The organism is Flavihumibacter stibioxidans (assembly GCF_014332695.1).
GTDB lineage: Bacteria > Bacteroidota > Bacteroidia > Chitinophagales > Chitinophagaceae > Flavihumibacter > Flavihumibacter stibioxidans.
Genome location: NZ_MBUA01000029.1, coordinates 176,877 through 199,128, shown reverse-complemented (window position 1 = coordinate 199,128; position 22,252 = coordinate 176,877). Strand labels below are relative to the sequence as shown.

The following is a 22,252-nucleotide window of genomic DNA, read 5'->3' as shown; positions in this document are numbered from 1 at the left end:
TCACAGCAATCAGAAAGGTGCGGTAGCTCAGTTGGTAGAGCAAAGGACTGAAAATCCTTGTGTCGCCGGTTCGATTCCGGCCCACACCACAGTTAAAATGAAGCAGTTACGGAGTAAAATCTGTAACTGCTTTTTCTTTGGGACAAAAAGTTTATAATCTTAAATAATGAGCCGAATAATTTAATTATTCGGCTCATTATTTTACTATATTTGAGCCAATTAACCGATCCATTCGGCTCATGACTCCATATAATTGGCAGCAGCCAGACTGGCCCTTGTTTAGCTACTCCCTTCAGGGAGTGGAGGACGCGTTACTCACCTTTTCGGAAAAGGTGGGGCGGGTTTCTGGCATCATTGAGGCATTGCCAGAAGACACGAGGCAAGATGTTATAGTGGATATCATTCTGGCAGAAGCTATTAAAACTTCGGAGATCGAAGGTGAATTTCCAAACCGGAAAGACGTTCTTTCCTCAATCAGAAAGAACCTGGGTCTTCATACAGCTTCAGAGCATATAAAAGATAAATCTGCCCTTGGTCTTGGCGAATTGATGATTGACGTGCGAAATACATTTGAAAAAGCACTGACAGAAGAAAAGCTCTTTGAATGGCATAGAATGCTGATGGGCCAAAGCAAGCGCATAGAAGTGGGTCAATGGCGAACCCACGAAGATCCTATGCAAGTGATCTCGGGTGCCATAGGCAAAGAAAAAATTCATTTTGAAGCGCCGCCTTCATCGCAAGTCCCAACGGAAATGGAAAAATTCATTGATTGGTTTAATGCAACTGCGCCAGGGGGGGCAAATGAAATAAAAAGAGCACCTGTAAGAGCTGCATTGGCGCACCTTTATTTTGAATCTATACACCCATTTGAAGATGGTAATGGAAGAATTGGACGTGCGGTTGCAGAGAAGGCTCTGTCACAAACGATTGGAAGGCCGGTTGTGTTAAGTCTGTCCAGAACTATTGAAGCCCCAAAGGAGCTATATTATAAATCACTTGAGAATGCCCAGCGATCAAATGAGGTCACCCCATGGGTGGAATACTTTGTTTCTGCAACACTGGAAGCCCAGATAGAAGCCGAAACACAAATAGATTTTACGCTTAAGAAAACTCGTTTTTTTGATCGTTTTAAGAGTCAGTTGAACGAGCGGCAGCTAATTGTGATAAAGCGAATGCTTGAAGAAGGGCCAAATGGCTTTGTAGGCGGGATGAATGCCAGGAAGTATATAAGCTTAACCAAAACCTCCAAGGCCACGGCAACAAGGGACATGCAGCATCTGCTGGAAATAAGTGCTTTTGTGCTGGCTGGAAAGGCAGGGGGCCGCAGTACCAGCTACAATGTGAACTTGTAAATGGTAAAGCCATTTGAAAACAATTATTCAAAACTGAAAATCCGTCTCATGTCATCTAAAAACCGCCGTGAATTTTTACAGCAAGGCCTTGCCGCAACCGCTATGCTTTCATTGCCTTCTTTATTGAATGCCCGGCCTGCAGGAACCAATGAAAAAAGGAAAATTGTTTGCGTGGGCGGCCATCCCGATGATCCGGAGAGTGGTTGTGGTGGCACACTTGCCAAACTGGCAAAGGCAGGTCATAGCATTACGATTATATATCTGACTACAGGTGAAGCCGGCATTCCCGGTAAAAGCCATGCCGAAGCCGCTGCCATAAGAAAACAGGAAGCAATCAATGCTTGTAAAATACTAAATGCAAAACCTGTGTTTGCCGGACAGGTAGATGGAAATACGATGGTGAACAATGAATGGTTAAACAAGTTGCAGGCATTGATTAACCATGAATCTCCCGATATTGTTTTTACCCACTGGCCGGTTGATTCACACAAAGACCACCAATGCGCCGGTTTATTGACTATTCAAACATGGGTGCGCGCAGAGAAAAAATTCTTATTGTACTTTTTCGAAGTGTGCACGGGCGAACAGACCATGATCTTTCATCCCACAGATTATGTTGACATCAGTGATACACAGGAACAAAAAAAGAAAGCCATATACTGCCATACCAGCCAGGATCCGCCTGGAATCTACAATTGCGGCCATGCCGATATGGAAATGTTCAGGGGAAGGGAACTGGGCGTAAAAGCGGCAGAAGGATTTGTGAAAATGAACGGGAGTTCGCAGGGAGGCTTCAGCATTTAAAATACAGCGCTTTCACCGGCAGATTTTTAAACGCAAGGCCACGGTTTTCCCTAAGGAGTTCCGCCGCTCCTCTCCCGTACCCCGGCACTCCAACAACTTTATTTCAACTCCCTGATCTTCAGGTTCCTGAAACTTACGCCCCTGGCCCAATCCTGCAAGGCCAGCCGGCCACTGGTCGATTTACCAAAGGCCGGAAACTTGCCCAAACTGCTGGCAGCCACCAGCTCCTTCCACCGCGAACTGTTGATGTCTTCCTCCGCACTAACCACACCATTCAGCCAAAAGGTAATCTTCCCGTTCTGCTGTACGATGCGGCCTTCGTTCCATTCAGTATAGGGCCTGGGACTTGCATTGTTTTTCAGGGGAACCATTCCGTACAGGCATCCAGCCTGGCGAAGGGAATCGTTTTTGTTGTGGTCCGTAACATTGGCATTGTCGAGCAACTGGTATTCCGGTCCGGTGGCCCAGGCTGTCTTGTAAGCAGTATCTTCCTGTACATTGATAAATACCCCGCTGTTGCCGGCCCGGGAAATCTTCCAGTCGAACTTAAAATCAAAATCCGTATAAGATTTATCACTCACCAGGTCACCCCGACTGCCTTCTTCCACTTCCGGATCGCAAACCAGCGCCCCGTCTTTCACCACCCATACCGATGGAACCGCCCCTTCATTGTACACATGCCAGCCTTTGGTGCTTTCCCCATCAAACAGTAATTCCCACCCCTGCTCTTCCTCCGCTTCGGTCAGGGTGTTTGGTCCTGATTTTTTTTCCGCACAGGATATGAGAATCGATGAAACAAATAATGTTACACAAACTAACACCAGATGACGGCTCCTGAGCATGGAGAATTGTTTTTATTAGTTGGTTATTTCAATTTACTTTCCATCCATTCCAGATTGCTTTGCTGGGTCTTCAGCACCATCCGGGGTTCACCCGGTCCGTGTGGCTGGCGGGGTAATACCAGCAGCCTTACAGGCACATTCCTTCTCTTCAATGCATTGTAGAACATAACGGAATTGCTCAGGGGTACCCGCTGGTCGGCTTCGCCATGTTGCAGCAATACCGGGGTTTTTACATGCTGCACATAATGCAACGGTGAATATTTATCATAGAGATCCCAGTTGTTCCAGGGATCACCCTTGAAATAAGATGGCAGCAATCCGGCCACGTCATCCGTAAGGTTCTGGTGTGCGAGGTCCACCACCGGTGCCCCGATGGATGCGGCTTTGAAGCGGTTGGTATGTCCTACAATCCAGCTGCTCATGAATCCGCCATAACTCCAGCCCATCACACCCAGCATATTCTCATCAGTAATGCCCATCTTAATAACGGCATCCACCCCGTTCATCAGGTCAATATAATCCTTGCCTCCCCAGTCGGCCCGGTTGGCCTGGCGGAATGCAGTGCCATAAGCGGTAGATCCCCGAGGGTTGGGGCGCAGCACGGCAAAACCATTTTCACTGAAACTGGCAATGGGATAAATGCCCTGGTTGCCTGCGATACAGGTTTGTGAAAACACGCCGGCCGGACCGCCATGGATGTTCAGGAGCAAGGGAACTTTTTGCCCGGACTGGTAGTTTACCGGATAGGTTAACAGTCCCTCGATTTCCATGCCATCAGCTCCCTTCCATTTGATCAGCTCCGTTTTTCCCAGGGGTTTCCCTGCGTGTGCCGCCTGTATATTGGTCACTTTTACCGGCCTGTAAGCAGCAAGTTCACTGACATAGAGTTCAGGCAGACTGGATGGATTCTGCAACAGAAAAGAAAGATGCGTTTTTCCGGCATTCAGTCCCGGCATACTGATGAAATTCTTTTCGCCCCTGCTCCATTCAGAAATTGATTTACCATCGGTTGATAATACATAGATGGATGACAGGGTACGGTTGGCTTCAGACCATAGAATATTTTTACCATCGGCCGTCCAGCCCAGTATGGAACCATCTTCATTGGGTGTGGATTTTAACCGCTGGGTTTTGCTATCAGCAAATGAATACACCACCGCAAACCTGGATCCCGCCCAGTCGTGCGGGTTTTCGGTGGAATGGTAACAGAGCTGTTTGCCATCCGGACTAAACAGCGGGCTGCTCTCCCCCGCGGGGGTATTGGCAATGATTTTAATATCGCCGGACTGGATATTGATCATGGCAATATCACTGTAGATGATATCATTTACCTTGGTTGTTTTGCCATAACTGTAAGCAATAGCCGAACCGTCCTGGTTCCAGTCAAAGGCAATCACATTGATATTGTCTTTGGTCAGCACTTTCTGAACATATTTGCCGCTGCTGTCTTTCTGGTTCAGCGAAACCATGGCCAGTCGGTTCTGCCTGGGGCTTTCGTCCATGAAATACCAGTCGTCTTTTGCCTTTTTGTTTTTTTCCTCCGCCTCCGTTGCGATATCCGGCGTCAGGTAGGCGATCATCTTTCCATCATTGCTCCAACTGAAGGAGGACACAGAGCCCTTTACATCTGTAATCTTTTCCGCCTCGCCCCCGGCAACCGGCAGAATGTAGAGATTGCTTTTACCATCGCGGGCAGACACAAAAGCGATGGAACGGCTGTCGGGGCTCCACTGTGGGTTATTGCTGCTTTTTTCGTTACGGGTGAGCTGCACAGGGTTGCTGCCATCAATGGAACTCATCCAGACCTGGTTCACATACTCGCTGCGGTCTGCAGCAAGCACGGCCTCCCGGAGGGTATAAACGATTTTTTTCCCATCAGGAGAAACCTCCGCGGAAGAAATGTTTGTTAGCGTCAGCATTTGCCGGGGGCTCCAGTTTTTCTGTGCGCTTAGGAATCCGGGAAGCAAAAGGACCAGCCCGATCAGGATTGATTTCATGGCAGTGTTTTTTAGGTCTTTAAATCTACACATAATCAAGATAAGTTCTGTTTGGTTGAACAGGATCAACCTGCCAGAATTTTCGGGAAGGTAAACAGCTTTGGTTATCTTGGTCTCTATGAAAACATTGCGCCGGTTACTGTTTAGTGGTGTCCTGCTGCCCACCATGCTTTTTGCCCAGGACAAGCTGCCTGTTACTTCCGGGAGTCCGGTTGTATTCGCCCATATAACAGACATACATATCGGGGTGGGAACCGCAGAGGAGGATCTGGAAAGAACCGTGTATGATATCAATACCAATGACACCATAGAATTTGTGATCATCACCGGTGATATAACGGAGTTCGGCAACAAGGGGGAAATAGAACTGGCGAAAAAGATTCTGGACCGGTTAAACAAGCCATGGTACATTGTTCCGGGGAATCACGACACCAAATGGAGTGAAAGCGGCTGTAATGATTTCAACAAAATTTTCGGTGGCGATACTTTCAGTTTTCAGCACAAAGGCACCTGGTTCCTGGGCACCAATTCGGGACCGAATATGCGGATGGGACCCGGGCAGACACCACGCGAAAACATCGTGTGGCTGGAGCAGCAACTGAAAACCATTGGTAAGGATGCACCCATCGTTTACGTGAACCACTATCCGCAGGACCCCGGACTCAACAACTGGTATGTGGTGCTGGATATGTTGCGTGGTTACAATGTAAAACTCTTTATGTGCGGACATGGGCATTCCAACAAGTTGCTGGACATCGAAGGGGTGACAGGAATCATGGGAAGGTCAAACTTACGTGCACGGGATTCCATCGGCGGATACAATATCGTGACCATCGGGAACGGAAAGATCAGCTATCGGGAGAAGAAACCAACCATGGCCTCGCAAGCACCCTGGTATAGCGGCAACTGGGATCCGGCCTCCCGCCCCGCCTGGAATACCGCCGTGACCCGGCCTGATTTCAGGGTCAACGACAGCTTTCCTTCGGTACGGGTGAAATGGATGAACCAGGAATCTGCCGATCTGGGCGGGGGTATGGCGATGGATGGCAAAATGACCTATTATGCCGATGGCGCAGGAACGATCAGTGCAGTGAACAATAAATCAGGCAAAAAACACTGGACGCACAAGGCCAACAGTAAAATATATTCCACCCCGGTGATTCATGGCAAACTGCTCTGGGTTGCCCTGGCCTCCGGAACCATTATAGCCCTGGATAAAAAGACCGGCCTGCCGAAGGATTCCCTCAATACCAACGGCGCCCTGGTGAGTACCCCGGCTATCCACGGTGATACCCTTTTTGTGGCGGGGTCAGATGGCCATAGCAGGGCCTGGCACCTGGGACAACGCAGGCTCATCTGGGATTTTGACAGCGTAAATAATTTTGTAGAGACGAGGCCCCTGGTGAAAGATGGCTTCCTGTATTTCGGTTCCTGGGGCAACGAATTTTATGCGCTTGAAACAGCCACCGGAAAGCTGGCCTGGAAATGGGGCAATGGCAGCAAAAGCCGCATGCTGGCCCCGGCCGCCGTGTGGCCTGAAATCGCCGCCGGCAAACTGTTTATTGTGGCTCCCGACCGTTTTATGACTGCCCTTGATCCTGCAACCGGCCGCGAAATCTGGCGCCACCAGGATAAAACCCATTGGGTGCGCGAATCCATGGGTATCAGTCGCGACAGCAGCCTGGTTTTCGTAAAAACCACGCAGGGAAGGGTTCTGGCCATCGATGCCGCTTCGGAATCCCGCCGGGTCCGTTGGCAGGCACCTGTGGCCGAAGGATTTGAAATTGCACCCACGCCGATCGTTGAATATAATAACGTTGTTTTTGTTCCCTTCCATAGTGGACTGGTTGTGGCCCTGGATAAAAATACCGGTGCCCTGATCTGGAAAAGAAAACTGACCAATTGCCTGGTGACCTCCCTGCTGCCTGCGGGAAAGAATAAACTCCTGGCCTCCACGATGGATGGCCTGGTGGCTATGCTGGAATGGTGAGTGCCTCCTATTTTCCCTTGCCCAGGAAATCAATCAAGGCCACCGTCATCACCTTCACGGCACCGGGTATTGCCAGTTCATAATCCGGCGCAAAACGGGCTGAATGGAGTGATGGCAGTTCCACCTGGCCTTTGTCAGCTTTTGATTTTCGGTCAGGCGACACCGTTCCCGCCCACATGATATAGGAAGGAATGCGGCTTTCCGTCTGCCCGTACACGCCAAAATCCTCGCCAATCATGATGGGTGGCACCATCGCAACAGACCCTTCCCCCAGCGTTTTTGTCAGCGTATTCCGAAGACGGGCTCCCAGCGCCGGGTCATTGTACACAGAAGGGATGGACATATCCAGCAGGTCATACAGGGGCAAACGATCTTCGGGTAAACCGGCTCCGCGGGCCATCTGGTCGCCGATGGTTTTAAGGCGGTCGAGGATCAGTTGCCGGGATGCCTGGCTGAAAGAACGGATGGTAAGTTTCAGCACTACCTGGTCGGGTATGATATTACCCACCGTGCCTCCATTAATGGCCCCAACGGTGATGACTGCACGATCATTGGAAGAGAGGTTACGGCTGACGATCGACTGGATGGCCACCACATACTGAGATGCCAGCAATACCGGGTCAATGGCTTTCTCCGGCGCCGCCCCATGCCCGCCTTTTCCCCGGATGGTAATATTCATCATGTCCACCGCAGCCATGGAATAACCATCGCAGAACCCGGCCTGGCCGGCAGGCAGCTCCGCATGGTCATGAAAGGCAAGCTGTATATCCGGCTTCGGTACCCGTTGGAAGTTCGGCGCTGCAATGACAGCTTTGGCACCCTGGGCGGTTTCCTCGGCCGACTGGGCGAGGAATACCAGTGTGCCCGACCACTGTTTCCGCAGGGTTGCCATCATACTGGCAGTACCCATCCAACTGCTCATGTGGATATCATGCCCACAGGCATGCATAGCCGAAGTGGTGCTGGCAAAGGGAAGTCCTGTTTTCTCCTCCAGCGGTAGCCCGTCCATATCAGTCCTGTATAACAAAACCGGACCTTTTCCATTTTTCAGGATGGCAGCAAAACTGTGCAGTCCCAGCGAATCAACGATCTCAAATCCCATAGCCCGCATTTCCTGTTTCAGGAAACCGGCGGTGTTGATTTCTTTGGTGCTGACCTCGGGGGAAGCATGCAGTTTTTTGTACCAGTTTGTATATTGGGTTTGCTGTCCCGCCAGTTCCTTTTCAACCAGTTGCAGCACCGGCTGTGCAGATACAGTTACCGGCAATAAAATGCCCAGGACATAGAAGGCAAGGGTAATTGCCGGAAGAAAGAGGGAGTTGGGAAGCTTTTGCTTTCGGATCATCTGTCGGAGGTTTTGCGATACTTAAAGTTATGGGTTGCACAATTGCCATACCTGCAATTTGACTGCCATACCCACAAATTGAACTAATTTATCAGGCAAATCTGGTTATGAAAAGATTAATGCTGCTTTTTTCGCTGGCAATCATTGCGCTTGCCTCCTGCCATCCGGGCAGCCATCCCGCTGAAACAAAAGCTACGGTTATTTATAAAAATGCGCGGATCTGGACAGGGGACAGCAGTTTGCCGGAGGCCACCAGCATGGCCATCCGCGACAGCATCATCCTCTATGTGGGTGACAATGCCGATTCCTTAAGTGGTGAACAGACGGAAGTGATCGATGCAGGCGGACAACTCATCGTGCCCGGGTTTATCGACAACCACACCCATTTTCTGAGTGGCGGTTACCAGCTCGCATCGGTGAACCTGAGGAATGCCAAAAGCAGGGAGGAGTTTGTGTCAATTTTAAAAACCTATGCTGGCAGTTTAACAGATGACCGCTGGATCATGGGCGGAGATTGGGATCATGAAGCGATGGGTGGCAGCCTTCCCATCAAAGAATGGGTTGACAGTGTAACCGGCACCCGGCCTCTTTTTGTATCGCGCTACGATGGCCATATGGCATTGGCCAATTCTGAAGCCCTTAAACGCGCGGGCATTGATAAGCATACCAAAAGTCCGGCTGGCGGCGAAATTGTCCGCGATCCCAAAACGGGTGAACCAACAGGCGTGCTGAAAGACGCGGCCATGGACCTCGTATATGCGAAAATTCCTGCGAACAGTGCGGCCCAGCTCAACGAGATGCTGCAACGGGCAACCACACACGCACTTATGAACGGGGTAACGCAGGTACATGATGTAGGAAGTTATGGCGGGTGGACAGACCTTGAAACGTTTACCCGGGCCCGTAAGAACAATACGCTGAATGTTCGGGTGTATTCGATGGTTCCGGTAAGCAGCTGGGCTAAAATGGCAGCTTACGTGAAAGACAGTGGCAGGGGGGATGACCTGCTTCGATGGGGAGCCCTCAAAGGATTCGTGGATGGTTCTTTGGGCAGCACCACCGCCTGGTTTTACCAGCCCTACCTCGACCAGCCCAATACCAGGGGCCTGTTGATTGCAGACACCAGTGAGTTGAGCCAGCAGATCCTGGCAGCTGATTCGGCAGGATTGCAGGTGGCCATCCATGCCATCGGCGACCGGGCAAACGACTGGCTGCTGGATGTTTTTGAAGAAGCGCATAGGCGTAGGGGTAATACCGCCAGCCGTTTCCGGATTGAACACGCGCAACACCTGAGTGCCGCCGCCATCGGGCGTTTCGCTGCACTGAACGTAATCCCTTCCATGCAGCCCTATCACGCCATAGATGACGGCAGGTGGGCGGCGAGGCGACTGGAAGATGATCGCCTGAAGCGCACTTATGCTTTCAAATCATTGCTGGATGCGGGTGCGCGGCTAACCTTCGGATCCGACTGGACGGTAGGACCACTTACCCCACTGGAAGGTATATACGCTGCGGTAACGCGCCAGACCCTGGATGGTGCTGACCCCGACGGCTGGTACCCGGAACAGAAAATTACCGTGGAACAAGCCCTTCGCTGTTATACGGTGAACAATGCCTACGCGGGTTACCAGGAAAACAAAACCGGCAAACTGAAGGCCGGAATGCTGGCAGATTTCGTGGTGCTGTCAGAAGACCTGTTCAACATAGCACCGGAGAAAATCAGGGAGGTGAAAGTAACGCGAACGATCCTGAACGGAAAATTAGTGTACGAAAACGGGAAGCCCGTGCACTGAAAATTTGGTTATTTTGTTCCTTAATAAAAATCCGGCATCATGTTAACAGCCTTATCCTATCACCAGAAGGTGAAAGACCATTTCAGGCAACAATCGAAGACCTGGGATTTTTTCAATGTACCGCAACAGAAAAATGAGCAATTGCAGGAATTCAAAACTGAATTGCTGAAAAATTCCTACAAGTTTGATCCGGCTACAGAGCCAGCCCTGTATGAAAAAATCAATCAGGCAAAGGAAAAACTGGAGCTGCACCATTTACCTGTAACCGTTTACCAGTCGCAGTTTACAGATGAGCTCAATGCCGGCATCGTTTATCTCTACAATGAAGCGCATATTGTTTTCAGCGGTCCCGTATTAAAGTTGCTGGATGAGGATGAGCTGCTGGCTGTGCTGGCGCATGAACTGACACATATCAAACTGTATGGCATGCTCAACGGTGAGCTCGAGGTAGCAGACAGGATCATTACCTCCATTGCCAATAATCACCAGAGCGATCCGGCTTATTATGAAACAGCACGCCTGTTTCGTTTGTACACCGAAGTTTTCTGTGACCGAGGTGCCTGCCAGGTGACCGGCACCATTGATCCGGTCATCACTTCTCTTGTAAAAATTTCTACCGGCCTGGAGAAAGTAAATGCGACCAGTTATCTCAAACAGGCGGATGAGATCTTTTCCAATGAGAAGGAATTAAGGACCGGCGGGCTCTCTCATCCGGAAAATTTTATTCGCGCCAAGGCCATCCAGCTCTGGCAGGAAAAAGGGGAAGCCGCTGAGGAAGACATCATGCGCATGATGGAAGGCTTAAGCCACCTTGACCAGCTGGATATTTTCCGGCAACAGGAACTCTCCGCACTCACCCGTAAGCTGCTGCAATTGTTCCTTAAACCAAAATGGTTTCGCACCGGTTTGGTGAGCAGTCAGGCCCGGCAATATTTTGCTGATTTTTCCTGGGATGAATCTGCGTTGCTCGAGAGCAGCCTGGTGGAGCAACTGATGAAGGAGCATGCAAGCATAAAAGAATATTTCGCTTATGTACTGCTCGATTTCGTGCTGGTGGACCCTGCACTTGAAGAAATCCCTTCAGGATGGGCTTACCAGTTCGCTGAAGAGATCGGCATCCGGCCGGCATTCGATGCCATCATCAAAAAAGAATTGCAACTGAGCGATAAGAAATTTTCACAACAAAGGCAGAAGTCGCTGAATGCTTACTACAAGGTGAAGGAAAATGACAGCGAACAGATCTATCAATAAAAGAACCGGTTATCCAAATGGAATCGCAAAAAATAACATTCCGGGATTTCCTGGAAACAGCTTTTGATAATGGTGTGTATGCTACCGATGATGTGATCGCTTTCGTGATGCCATTGTTCCGCGAGGTACTGGGAATTCATGAAGCATCACTGGTTGCCCCTTTCGAAAAAGAGGATGCATTGTTTATTATCGGCCATCAACTCGATATTGACGAGGGACTTGCACTCAGGCCGTCTGCTGCAAAGGATAAATTAGCCCGTCTATTTGCCGAAAGACAATCGAAACAATTTGAAGTGGTTGGAAAAAGGCGGGTCGAAACGCAGGTGGAGGATGGTTATGTAAAAAGCGAAGAACTGCTGGTGCACCTGAACCCGAATGAACCCCTCTCTTATCCAGCATATATTCCCGGGTATAACTGTTACGAACAGATGCTGGGACACCATGATGAACAAACAGATATATTTTGCCTGGGACTTGTACTGGGCAGTATGGCACTGGGATTGAATCTTTATGACGAACACGACCTGCAACATTTTGCACAGTATCGCAGTAACCCGGTATATTATAACGATCGCATTCATCCGACCATCAGCACCCTGATCACTGAGATGACGGAACTGGACCGCCACAAACGCAACGCGGACCTGTATGATATCATCCATCGCCTGGAACATTACCGCGATTATGATCCGGAAAAACAGACTGACCTCAGCAGTGTAGCCGGCTGGATCAACAAGGACCTGAAAGAAAGAAGTCAGTTCATTTTAAACAAACTGCGCAACCGGCTCTTTGATAACAGTCGCCGCAACCGCCTGCTTTATTACAAGCCCAACATGCGCTTTGTAAACCTCACGGTAAGCAGTGTGCCCATGGTTTTACACTACCAGAGTATAAAGCCTGAACTGTTATTTACCTGGAACAAGGAGATCAGTTCAAAAGTGGCAGGCATGAAAGAGATGGTGCTCAACAAATATCTGAGGTTTGAAGACCATGCCTATCTGCCATCCTCCCTGGACAAGATCAGGGTGGAAAGCCAGCGCGATATGCAGGAATATGGTTTCAGCCAGTTGAAGCTGGTCATCGCTTTCCTGAACTGGCATAACCTGAAGGAAGATAAGTATGAAAGAATCCAGAGTCCGCTGTTGCTGGTACCGGTGGAATTGAAAAAAACAAGGCGCCTGAAAGAAGATCATTATGTGATGCGCGTGCTCGACAATGAAGCCGAGGTTAACCCGGTGCTTGCAAACCAGCTACGCGAATTGTATGGCATTAAACTGCCTGATTTTATCGACCTGGAAGAAATGACCCTCGACAGGTTCTGCCAGTTATTGAAATCCCAGATTGATGCGGCAAACCAAGGCATCCAACTGCAGTTCATTGATAAGCCAAAAATAAAACTGGTGCATAGTGTGGCCAAACAAACGGTCACGAATTTTAAAAGGCGACTGCGTAAAAGCGGAGGGGTTGATAGCTATAAAAATATATCCTACAGCTACCAGCAGGATCAGTATAAACCACTTGGACTGGAGCTTTTCCGGCAGCGAATCGAACACAGGGCAAGCATGCTGGAATACCTGGTGAATGAGGACATCAAACCATCCTCGAATCAACTGACCGGCACCCCACAAAAGGAAAGGCAGTTGTTTGAGATGACAGAAACAGAAAGCAATCCATATAGCTGGGACTTTGACGTTTGCAATATTGTGCTCGGCAATTTCAATTACAAGAAGATGAGCCTGGTGCGCGATTACAACCAGGTCATTGATAATAATATTGAACATTCCGTCTTTGAGGCTTTGTTCAGCAACCAGCCAAAGCAGTTGAAAGAATATTCCTTTAACCTCAACCAGGCGGCCGACTGGCACCATGTGATCACTGCTGATCCTACGCAGACAAAAGCCATCCTGCAAAGCCGTACGGGTGAAAGCTATATCATCCAGGGACCTCCGGGAACGGGCAAGAGCCAGACCATCACCAACCTGGTGGCTGATTTTGTGGCGCGGGGCAGGAATGTTCTGTTCGTATGTGAAAAGCGTGCCGCGCTGGATGTGGTATTTCATCGCCTCAAACAAAATTCACTGGATGAATTGTGTTGTTATATCCACGACAGCCAGGGCGATAAAAGGGAATTCATCCGCAACCTGAAAGCCACATACGAGGATTTTTCCCGCAACAGGATGGACCTGAAAGCCATTGAATCAAAGCGCCGGGAACTGCTGCAAAAAATGGAGCAGCAGCTTGAAGTACTTCAAACATTTCATGAGGGTAATAAATCGGTTCCGGAAGCTGCCGGCATGCAGGTGCGGCAACTGATAGACCGGGTGATTGAACTGAAGCCTCACATCACTCCCTTAAAACCATTACAGCAGGAACTGGTTCCTGGTTACCATGAATGGTTGCAGTTCGGGGAAACGATCGGCCGACTGGGGAAAGCCATGGAAGAAGCAGGACTGGAGGGAACCTATGCGGAACAGTCCATCAGTAAACTAAAGGATTCCGTTTTCACGGCCGAACAGCCCCTGACCCTGCTCGACAGTTTGTTGAACCGCACGAAAAACCTGCTGCAGGAAATCATCACAGTAACCAGCGAATGCAATATTGCCCCTGAACACAGGGAATATCTGTACCAGGTGAAGAACCTTGTACAGGATGCGGTATTGCTGGAGCCGCTTGCCGAACACGATAACCTGGCATTGGTGAACCCGCTGAATGCCGAAGCGAAAGCATTTGAGAAGAAGGTCGGGAATTTCAGGAAACTCAGGAAGGAGAAAGAGCAGGCCGAACAGCAGAATACAAACTGGCGGGATAAATTTTCCGAACAGGATACGCTGAATGCGATACCGATAGCAGAAAAAAATGAAGGGTCCTTTTTCAGTTTCCTGAACGGATCCTGGCGACGCCTGAAAAAGCAATTGCAATCCTCTTATGATTTTGCCGGCCACCAGGTGAAACCCTCTTACAGCAGCATCCTGACGAACCTGAAACAGGAATTTGATCTCATCAAAAACCTGGCGGATACAAAAGAAAAGCTGCAACAGGAATACCGGCTGGATAATATTGAAACAACATCCCTTGCCATAGATGTGCTGCGGAACAAGAAAGGCGACAGGGAAATTGATTACCTGCTGGCGCACCCCGAAGCCAACAGCATCGTAAACCGCCTGTATAAACTGAACAATTCGCTCCACCAGCTGGAGCTGCAGTTACAGCAATGCCTATGCGAACATGACGGACAGCCACTTGCGGCGATTGAAGATGACCTGGAGAATATCGCGATGAATGCAGAAAGCCTGCAGGATCTGCTTCCTGCACTGAGACAATACGCAGCACTTCCTGACAAGGTTAAACTGTTTATGCGCAGCTTACCACTCACGCCGGTGCAGGCAGAAGCTTCCATGGCTCACACCACCCTGCAGCATTTTTACCAGCAGCATAAATCATTTGCGGGTACAGATGTAGCAGCCATTGAACAGGCAGTGGACAACGTGCAGCGGTTGTACAGGCAATTGTTGAAATTGAATGCCGACATGATCCGCGCATCGATCCGGCAGCGTTTTCTGCATCATGTGGAACTCAGCAATACAGCGCCGGGACAGTTAAATGCAGAACAGAAACTATTCAAGAAAAACTATAACGAAGGCCGCAGGATACTGGAGAATGAATTTGGTAAGAGCATGCGGTACAAGAGTATCCATGAACTGAGTGCGAAGGAAAGCGGCATGGTATTAAAAGACCTGAAACCAGTTTGGCTGATGAGTCCGCTTAGTGTGAGCGACAGTCTGCCACTGGACACTTCCTTCTTTGATGTAGTGATTTTTGATGAGGCCAGCCAGATAACCCTGGAAGAGGGTATCCCGGCATTGTACCGTTCTGCCCAGACCATTATTGTGGGCGATGACAAGCAGATGCCACCTACCAATTTCTTTGCGGCAAGGGCAGAAGATCCTGATGACCTGGAAACATTTGATACCGATGATGATGAACTGCTAAGTGCCGATGCTGACAGCCTGCTGGTCCAGGGAACCAGGAAACTTTCGGGCACCATGCTGAGCTGGCATTATCGCAGTCGCTATGAAACCCTGATCAGTTACAGCAATCACGCGTTTTACGATGCAGGCCTGCTCACCATTCCGGATAAGACCATCCATCACAGGGAGAAAGTGCATATCAATGCCGGTTCCCCGGAGGATGCCATCCAGTTTGCTGATTTTCTTTACGACCGTAGCATCAGTTTTCATTTCCAGTTTCACGGTGTGTATGAGAAAAGGAGTAACCAGCAGGAGGCGGAATACATCGCCCAACTGGTGCGGGTTTTGTTGAAACGGAAAGTGAAAGAAAGCATCGGCATTGTGGCTTTCAGCCAGGAACAGCAGCATGTTATTGAAGACGCGCTGACAACTTTGGCGGATACAGACAGGGATTTTGAACAGTTGCTGGAGGAAGCGTATAACCGTACCGAGGATGACCAGTTTGTGGGACTCATCATCAAGAACCTGGAGAATATCCAGGGTGATGAAAGGGATATCATCATCATGAGTGTATGCTACGGATATGATTCCAGGAAAAAGATGCTGATGAATTTTGGTCCCATTAATAAGAAGGGGGGTGAAAAGCGTTTGAACGTGATATTTAGTCGCGCTAAAAAACACATGGCTGTGATCAGCAGTATTCACCATTCGGACATAACCAACGAGTACAATGAAGGCGCGAATTATTTCAGGCGCTTTTTACAATATGCCGAAAATGTAAGCAGTGGTAATATGAAAACGGCCAGGCTCATACTGGATGGCTTGATTGTGAACCGAAATGTTGCGGAGGCCAGGAGCCAGGGAAGTATCGTTGCCCGGCAGATCCGGCAGGAACTTGAGAAACAGGGTTACGAAGTGGCAGAACAGGTGGGACAGTCGGGTTTCAGGTGTTCCCTGGCAGTGCGGGCAGCGCAGGAAGACGAGGAATATACCCTGGGTATATTGGTGGATGATGGCCGCCATTATGAAAATACCAACCTGGTAGAGCAGTATTACCAGCGGCCGGCCATCCTGCAATCATTTGGCTGGCGGTGGATACAGGTTTTTGCCAAGGACTGGCTTGAAAATTCCAGCAGGGAAATGGTACGGATAGAAAAGGTGTTGAAGGAAGAACCGGTACCACTGCAGGAAATGGATGGAAATGATGCGGGCATAGATATCGATTCCTCTGGCGTAAACAGAGCTGCCAATGTTGCTGCTGTTACTGGCTCAGATGATGGTACGGGCCCTGCCGGACCGTTTTCGGCAGGTGAGGATGAAAGGCCTGCAGCCGCAGCAGTAGGCCTCCCGGGATTTGAGGACATCCGCTTTGAACGATACCTTTTTACCGAAGCAGGAAGCAATAAATTCTGGGAAGTAGGCGCCCGTGATAACAAGCTGGTGGTGCGGTATGGAAAAGTTGGCAACAAGGGCCAGACCCTGGTGAAGACCTTTCCCGATCAGTCAAAAGCATTGGTGGAAAAAGAAAAAATGACCAGGGAAAAAACTGCAAAAGGATATGTAAAAGAGAAATAAGCACGAATTATTCAATTCATACATCCATTTGAACCATCCAACCATATCTTCCGGTAATAGTGGTGGGTCATTCCGAAATTAGTACATCCCGGATGACTAAACATTTTGTATGAAGAAGATAATGCTACTGCTGGCGCTGGCTGTTTCGCAATATAGTATTGCGCAGGATAATACGGACAGCACACAGGTCAGGAAATTCACTGTGGCCGAACTACAGCGTGACCTTGATTCGCTGTATGGCATCATCTCGGCCAACCATCCCGATTTATACCGCTTTGCTGACCGCTATGAAACAGGCATGGCATGGGAAGAAGCGAAAGCAACAATTACTCATCCCATGACGCGATGGGAGTTTATTGGCGTGGTTGCCCCACTGGTAAATATGTTCCGTGACGGTCATACCAATTTATCCTTTGATTTCGAAAGCGAGGAGGTAAATGCACTAGTGGCGCGCAAGGGAAGACTTTTCCCATTCAGGGTCAGGGTGCAGATGGGTGAAGTATGGTTACTGGAAAACTGGACGGGGAAACAAACTGAGCTAAAGAACAAGCAACTGGTAAGCATCAATGAGGTGCCGGTCGGAAAATTGCTGGAACAATTGATACCGGTTACCGCCGGTGATTATGATGATAACATTGAAGCCAATCTATCCAGGCTTTTCTCTTTTATGCTCTGGTCTGTTTATGGCTGGGAAGATAGTTTTCAGGTAAGCATTGCCGATAGTAAGGGAAAATTATTTTCTGTTGGCATGGAGGGGCTGCCAATCCAGGATTGGTTTAATATCCAGTTTCCAAAAAAGGACTGGAGCATGCAGGTCTATGAAAAGCAGGGGTTGGCGGTGATTGAATGCCGGAGTTACCGTAATGAAAAGCAGGCGAAGGCTTTTATAGATTCAGCGTTTGCGGAAATTGCAGCGAAAAAGATCCGTCACCTGGCATTTGATATCCGCCGCAATGGCGGTGGCAATTCAGTCATTGGTGATTACTTTCTCTCCTATATCACGAGGAAGCCATATACTGATGTGGTGGGAAAAACCATCAGTGATGGCAGTCTGCTGAACAGGTTTAAACAAGGCTCCTGGGTGAATAATATGCTGGTGCGTTACCGCGAAGAAGGGATTCGGGAGGGTAAATACCTGACCCGGGATTTTTCTGTTCACGAGCCCGATTCAGTCCGTTTCCCCGGGAACCATTTTGACGGTAAATTTTACCTGCTTACCAGTCCGGCTACCTATTCTTCGGCGCATATGACTGCGCTGGCGGTGAAGTGTTACCAGATCGGGACCATCCTGGGTGAACCCACCGGGGAAAGGATCAACCTGACCGGCGAATCCATCGGGTTTGAATTACCTAATACCAAACTTCATGGTTACTGTGCAACTGCGGTCTATAAAGCGGCTTGCGGCAACCCTGATCAGCCTGGCGTGCAGCCGGATATCAGCATACCTTTTGATAGGAAGGCAGCCTCCGTGGGGAAAGACCCGGTGAAGGATTACTTAATGGAAAAGATTGCCAGAAAACCATGAAGAATACCAGTACCTCAAAAGTTGCCATCATCGGCGGAACTACATTTGACCACATCGTTTATCTTCCCTCGCTGCCGGCACCTGTGCCACAAACCATCCACCAGGCGCCATTCCGTGAAGCAGTTGGTTCAACGGGTTCCGGCAAGGCGCTGGCCCTGACGAAACTAGGGGTTCCGAATACCCTGTATTCCGTAGTGGGCGACGATTCCTATGGCAGGCAAATCAGTGAATACCTGCATGCGCAGGGGGTAACAGCCCTGCTTGACAAAGATCCGGCAGGAACGGAAAGGCATATCAATATCATGGACGCAAGCGGTGGGCGCACATCCATTTTCGTTACCCAATCTTCTGAAATCATTGCGCACAATATACCAGCCATAAAGGAACAATTGGGGCAAGCAGATGTGATTGTTCTCAATATCATTGGTTATTGCCGGCACCTGATTCCGATGGTAAGTGAACAGGATAAGCCGGTCTGGACAGACCTGCACGACTATGATGGGACCAATATATACCATCAAGATTTTATCAACGCCGCACAATTCATTCATTTAAGCTCAGACAACCTGCCGGACTATCGCGCCACCATGCAATCCCTGATGGCCAGGGGAAAGGAACTGGTGATATGTACCCACGGTAAAGCTGGTGCCACACTACTTACGAGGCAGGGCGATTGGTACGAACAAGCTGCGTTGGAAGGCCTTCTCATTGAAGACAGCAACGGTGCGGGGGACTGTTTTTTTTCCGGTTTTCTGTATGGTTACCTGAATGGGAAAAGCCACCAGGAATGCCTCCGTTATGGAGCCATCTGTGGTGGCTATGCAGTTACTTCACCTTCACTGGTGTATGAAGGATTGTCGCCGGAGTTATTAACCGGCTAGTTAACCTGTTCGGCTTTATACCCTGCTTCCTGAACTGCTTTGATGATCAGTTCGGGGGTAATGTTTTCAGTGCTGGTTATGGTCAGCAGTTTCTCCGGCACATTGGTGTCTACCTCCCAGTTTTCCGCACCTGCAGTATCATTTAAGAAAGGGGTGGCTTTTGATACACAGCCACTGCATTTGATGTTTGTTTTAAATTTCAGTATTTCCATTTTTTATTGTTATTTAATTTATAAGGATTGATTTTACTGGTGCAATTTGTATCCCATTTTCTCAATGTCTTTTACCACCAACACACAGTGCAGGAAGTCATGCTGTTTTTTTTCAATGATTGTTTTTCCATAACGGTCAACTTAATGATACAAAATTACTTCGCAACAGGGTCCCGCCTGTTATAGATTAAAGAGCGTTGGTTATATAATTTTAAGATAAAGCTCCCGCATCTATTGATATCTCCCCACCCAAAGGATGGCTCTGGCAGAGCAGGATATATCCATTGTTAACATCCTCTTCTTTTAAGGAGTAGTTCTGCTTCATGTGAACCGAACCCGATAATAGTTTTCCGATACAAATGCCACAGGTGCCGGTCTTGCAGGAATATGGAACCGGAATCCTCTCTTTCAGTGCAGCTTCCAGAATTGTGTTGCCCGGATTTACCTCCAGTAAATTTGTTTGTTCATAAAAATGAAATAATACTTCCTGCGGAGTTGAGGGTAAATTAATAGCAGTTGTCCGAAGCGCCGGCGGCTGGAAATATTCCCTCCGGACCCGTGATGGTGGTATTCCCAGTGCAGCAAGGCTCTCCTCTGCCAGCAGGATCAATCCAGCCGGTCCGCATAAAAAATAATCTGCTTTTCTCATGTCTTCCTGTTCATGCATCCGGATCAGTTTCTTCAAGACCAGTGGGGAAATTCTGCTGTCCAGAAAGTATTTACAGCCCGGTATTGTCTCCCTGTTCCGCTTAGAGAAACAATGCCAAATACTCAGCCTCTGTGAATAAACTTGTTCCATGTAGTTGAGGGCTTTCATGAAAATGCTTTCTTCCGGATTTCTGCTGGCATAGATCAGCATGATCTTTGCGTCACTGGTTTTGAGATAGTATTTCAGCATGGAGTACAGCGGCGTAATTCCACTGCCACCGGCAATCAGGACTATCGGTTGCCGGCATTCAGAAGAGGCAAAAAAATGGCCATGCGGACCCTCTGCCCGCCAATCCGAAATTTCTTCCGCATGGCTCACTATATAGTTGCTCATTATGCCATCGGCCACTCTTTTAACTGTTATGGCTGGTTTTTCGTCCTTATCTGGTGCACTGCTTAAAGAATAGGCACGGGTTACAGGTTCGTTATTGATCAGCAACGTGATATTGATGTACTGGCCTGCCAGGTAGTGAATAGGCTGCCTGTTGGTATCAAAAACCACGGTGACAGTATCGGCAGCTTCTTTATAAACAGCTGCAGTTTTCCAATGATAGGATGAAGGCATTTTTATGCTTTGGGTTGTTTAATCCAGATGGCAGCAACCAGTATACCAAGACCACTGATGGCTGCGGCTGCTTTAAAGGCGGACCTGAATCCATGGTTCAATGCGACCAGTTCATTTTCACCTGCGGTCATGCCGGATTTTGTGGTGGCTGCGGCAAGAACCACCATTATTGCCAATCCAATGGCTGAGCCGATCTGGTAGCTGGTATTGGCAATGCCTGAAGCAAGTCCTGTTTCTTCTGCTTTTGCACCGGATATGGCAGCCATGGTGCCGGGAATATAGGCGAGTGACATGCCTAGTGCACCCAGTATGGAGGCCGGCAATACATTTACCAGGAAGCTGCCTTCAGTCGGTACAGTACTGAAGACCAGAAGTGAAACCGATAAAGAGGCCAGTCCTGCCAACAGGTTCTTCTTATACCCGAATTTGCCGATTAGTTTACCGGTTAGGCCAACCATTACGATCATTATGGTCATAGTCATGGGCAGAAGTGCCAGTCCGCTGTTGAATGCATTGAATTGCAGAATCTGCTGCAGATATAGATTCAGGAAAAACCAGAGTGGGATCCAGGCTGCAGCTAATAGTCCCGTCACCATATTGCCTGCGGATAAATTCGGCGCCCTGAAAATTGAAAGCGGCAGTATTGGTGATGCTGCGGTTTTTTGCAGCCGTATGAATGAAATAAATAACAATGCCGACAGCACTAGCAGTCCTATGGTTTTCAGTGATTGCCATCCGGCGGATTCTGCAGACAGGATGGCATATACCAACAGGATGAGTGCACTGGTTGCCAACAGGGCTCCGGTCCAGTTGATGGTTCCGCTTGATTTCCTGCCAGGTAATAAATAGTTCCTGCAAAGCGAAAGCACCAGCAGCCCAATCGGGATATTAATAAGGAAAACCCATCGCCAGTCAAGCCACTCGGTAATTACACCACCCAGGAATACCCCGGCAGAGCCTCCTGCTGCGGCAGAAGCACCCCAGAAACCAAATGCTTTTCCCAACTCTTTGGGATCTGAGAATGTGCCCATCAATAATGTCATTGCTGCAGGAGCAATCAATGCTGAGCCCATCCCTTGTAATGCCCTTGCAGCATTCAGGACTTCCGGTGTCCAGGCAGCACCTGCCAGCAATGAGGCGGCCGATAAAATGCCAAATCCCCACATGAAAATTTTCCTTGCCCCGAAAAGGTCAGACAACCTGCCGCCTAACAGTAACAGGCCACCGAATAAAATGACATATGCATTGAATATCCATTGCAACCCGCTTTGACTGTATCCAAGGTCTGCCTTGATGGCGGGAAGTGCTACTCCTATTATTGAAGTATCCATGATGACCATAAACTGCGCTGTGCATAGTAATGCAAGTGCCATCCACCTCTTTTCATAAAATGATCCTGAATAATTTGTTATTGCATCCATATGATTTGGTTTTTTACGAAACT

The 22,252-nt window shown here is 48.9% G+C and carries 14 protein-coding genes and 1 tRNA gene; 9 read left to right on the top strand and 6 right to left on the bottom strand.

What is annotated here, in order from left to right; genetic code table 11:
- The first annotated feature begins 16 nt into the window (after window positions 1-16).
- The 3 genes from BC349_RS17735 (at window position 17) to BC349_RS17725 (ending at window position 2,156) form a co-directional block, all read left to right on the top strand.
- Window positions 17-89, top strand: a tRNA-Phe gene (locus tag BC349_RS17735).
- Between the two features lie 150 nt (window positions 90-239).
- Window positions 240-1,352, top strand: a complete 1,113-nt coding sequence (locus BC349_RS17730) for a Fic family protein (protein WP_187258127.1) — start codon at window positions 240-242, stop codon at window positions 1,350-1,352.
- 48 nt (window positions 1,353-1,400) lie between these two features.
- Window positions 1,401-2,156, top strand: coding sequence for a PIG-L deacetylase family protein (locus BC349_RS17725; protein WP_187258126.1), 756 nt, complete (start codon window positions 1,401-1,403; stop codon window positions 2,154-2,156).
- A gap of 98 nt (window positions 2,157-2,254) precedes the next feature.
- Here BC349_RS17725 and BC349_RS17720 read toward each other — a convergent pair whose 3' ends face one another.
- Both BC349_RS17720 and BC349_RS17715 read right to left on the bottom strand, forming a co-directional pair.
- Window positions 2,255-2,998 (bottom strand): 3-keto-disaccharide hydrolase, encoded by a 744-nt coding sequence (locus BC349_RS17720; protein WP_222840222.1) that lies wholly within the window; start codon window positions 2,996-2,998, stop codon window positions 2,255-2,257.
- A 23-nt stretch (window positions 2,999-3,021) separates the two neighbouring features.
- The gene (locus BC349_RS17715; RefSeq protein ID WP_187258125.1) at window positions 3,022-4,995 is read right to left on the bottom strand and encodes a S9 family peptidase; all 1,974 of its coding nucleotides are present in this window, start codon (window positions 4,993-4,995) and stop codon (window positions 3,022-3,024) included.
- A gap of 118 nt (window positions 4,996-5,113) precedes the next feature.
- Here BC349_RS17715 and BC349_RS17710 point away from each other — a divergent pair, with 118 nt between their 5' ends.
- Window positions 5,114-6,985: an outer membrane protein assembly factor BamB family protein gene (locus BC349_RS17710; RefSeq protein ID WP_187258124.1), complete on the top strand. Its 1,872-nt coding sequence runs from the start codon at window positions 5,114-5,116 to the stop codon at window positions 6,983-6,985.
- Between the two features lie 7 nt (window positions 6,986-6,992).
- Here BC349_RS17710 and BC349_RS17705 read toward each other — a convergent pair whose 3' ends face one another.
- Window positions 6,993-8,330: a M20 metallopeptidase family protein gene (locus BC349_RS17705; protein WP_187258123.1), complete on the bottom strand. Its 1,338-nt coding sequence runs from the start codon at window positions 8,328-8,330 to the stop codon at window positions 6,993-6,995.
- 107 nt (window positions 8,331-8,437) lie between these two features.
- Here BC349_RS17705 and BC349_RS17700 point away from each other — a divergent pair, with 107 nt between their 5' ends.
- The 5 genes from BC349_RS17700 (at window position 8,438) to BC349_RS17680 (ending at window position 19,323) form a co-directional block, all read left to right on the top strand.
- The gene (locus BC349_RS17700) at window positions 8,438-10,123 is read left to right on the top strand and encodes an amidohydrolase (protein WP_187258122.1); all 1,686 of its coding nucleotides are present in this window, start codon (window positions 8,438-8,440) and stop codon (window positions 10,121-10,123) included.
- Window positions 10,124-10,162: 39 nt separating this feature from the next.
- A complete protein-coding gene (locus tag BC349_RS17695) occupies window positions 10,163-11,374 on the top strand; it encodes a M48 family metalloprotease (protein ID WP_187258121.1) in 1,212 nt (403 codons plus the stop codon).
- A gap of 17 nt (window positions 11,375-11,391) precedes the next feature.
- Window positions 11,392-16,917: an AAA domain-containing protein gene (locus tag BC349_RS17690; protein WP_187258120.1), complete on the top strand. Its 5,526-nt coding sequence runs from the start codon at window positions 11,392-11,394 to the stop codon at window positions 16,915-16,917.
- Between the two features lie 109 nt (window positions 16,918-17,026).
- On the top strand, window positions 17,027-18,442 hold the full coding sequence (locus BC349_RS17685) for a S41 family peptidase (protein ID WP_187258119.1): 1,416 nt from the start codon (window positions 17,027-17,029) through the stop codon (window positions 18,440-18,442).
- On the top strand, window positions 18,439-19,323 hold the full coding sequence (locus tag BC349_RS17680; protein WP_187258118.1) for a carbohydrate kinase family protein: 885 nt from the start codon (window positions 18,439-18,441) through the stop codon (window positions 19,321-19,323). Before BC349_RS17685 ends, BC349_RS17680 begins: the two co-directional genes overlap by 4 nt.
- Here the strand turns inward: BC349_RS17680 and BC349_RS17675 are convergent.
- The 3 genes from BC349_RS17675 to BC349_RS17665 form a co-directional block, all read right to left on the bottom strand.
- Window positions 19,320-19,535: a heavy-metal-associated domain-containing protein gene (locus BC349_RS17675; protein WP_187258117.1), complete on the bottom strand. Its 216-nt coding sequence runs from the start codon at window positions 19,533-19,535 to the stop codon at window positions 19,320-19,322. The genes BC349_RS17680 and BC349_RS17675 overlap by 4 nt on opposite strands.
- Before the next feature lie 211 nt (window positions 19,536-19,746).
- Window positions 19,747-20,808, bottom strand: a complete 1,062-nt coding sequence (locus tag BC349_RS17670; RefSeq protein WP_187258116.1) for a flavin reductase family protein — start codon at window positions 20,806-20,808, stop codon at window positions 19,747-19,749.
- Between the two features lie 2 nt (window positions 20,809-20,810).
- A complete protein-coding gene (locus BC349_RS17665) occupies window positions 20,811-22,229 on the bottom strand; it encodes an MFS transporter (RefSeq protein ID WP_187258115.1) in 1,419 nt (472 codons plus the stop codon).
- Window positions 22,230-22,252: the final 23 nt, after the last annotated feature.

Excerpts from the sequence above, each read along its gene's own strand:
- BC349_RS17725 (WP_187258126.1), top strand. The coding sequence starts at position 1,401 with ATGTCATCTAAAAACCGCCGTGAATTTTTACAGCAAGGCCTTGCCGCA.
- BC349_RS17730 (WP_187258127.1), top strand. The coding sequence starts at position 240 with ATGACTCCATATAATTGGCAGCAGCCAGACTGGCCCTTGTTTAGCTAC.
- BC349_RS17710 (WP_187258124.1), top strand. The coding sequence starts at position 5,114 with ATGAAAACATTGCGCCGGTTACTGTTTAGTGGTGTCCTGCTGCCCACC.
- BC349_RS17675 (WP_187258117.1), bottom strand. The coding sequence starts at position 19,535 with ATGGAAATACTGAAATTTAAAACAAACATCAAATGCAGTGGCTGTGTA.
- BC349_RS17685 (WP_187258119.1), top strand. The coding sequence starts at position 17,027 with ATGAAGAAGATAATGCTACTGCTGGCGCTGGCTGTTTCGCAATATAGT.
- BC349_RS17700 (WP_187258122.1), top strand. The coding sequence starts at position 8,438 with ATGAAAAGATTAATGCTGCTTTTTTCGCTGGCAATCATTGCGCTTGCC.
- BC349_RS17720 (WP_222840222.1), bottom strand. The coding sequence starts at position 2,998 with ATGCTCAGGAGCCGTCATCTGGTGTTAGTTTGTGTAACATTATTTGTT.
- BC349_RS17680 (WP_187258118.1), top strand. The coding sequence starts at position 18,439 with ATGAAGAATACCAGTACCTCAAAAGTTGCCATCATCGGCGGAACTACA.
- BC349_RS17690 (WP_187258120.1), top strand. The coding sequence starts at position 11,392 with ATGGAATCGCAAAAAATAACATTCCGGGATTTCCTGGAAACAGCTTTT.
- BC349_RS17695 (WP_187258121.1), top strand. The coding sequence starts at position 10,163 with ATGTTAACAGCCTTATCCTATCACCAGAAGGTGAAAGACCATTTCAGG.
- BC349_RS17670 (WP_187258116.1), bottom strand. The coding sequence starts at position 20,808 with ATGCCTTCATCCTATCATTGGAAAACTGCAGCTGTTTATAAAGAAGCT.
- BC349_RS17665 (WP_187258115.1), bottom strand. The coding sequence starts at position 22,229 with ATGGATGCAATAACAAATTATTCAGGATCATTTTATGAAAAGAGGTGG.
- BC349_RS17715 (WP_187258125.1), bottom strand. The coding sequence starts at position 4,995 with ATGAAATCAATCCTGATCGGGCTGGTCCTTTTGCTTCCCGGATTCCTA.
- BC349_RS17705 (WP_187258123.1), bottom strand. The coding sequence starts at position 8,330 with ATGATCCGAAAGCAAAAGCTTCCCAACTCCCTCTTTCTTCCGGCAATT.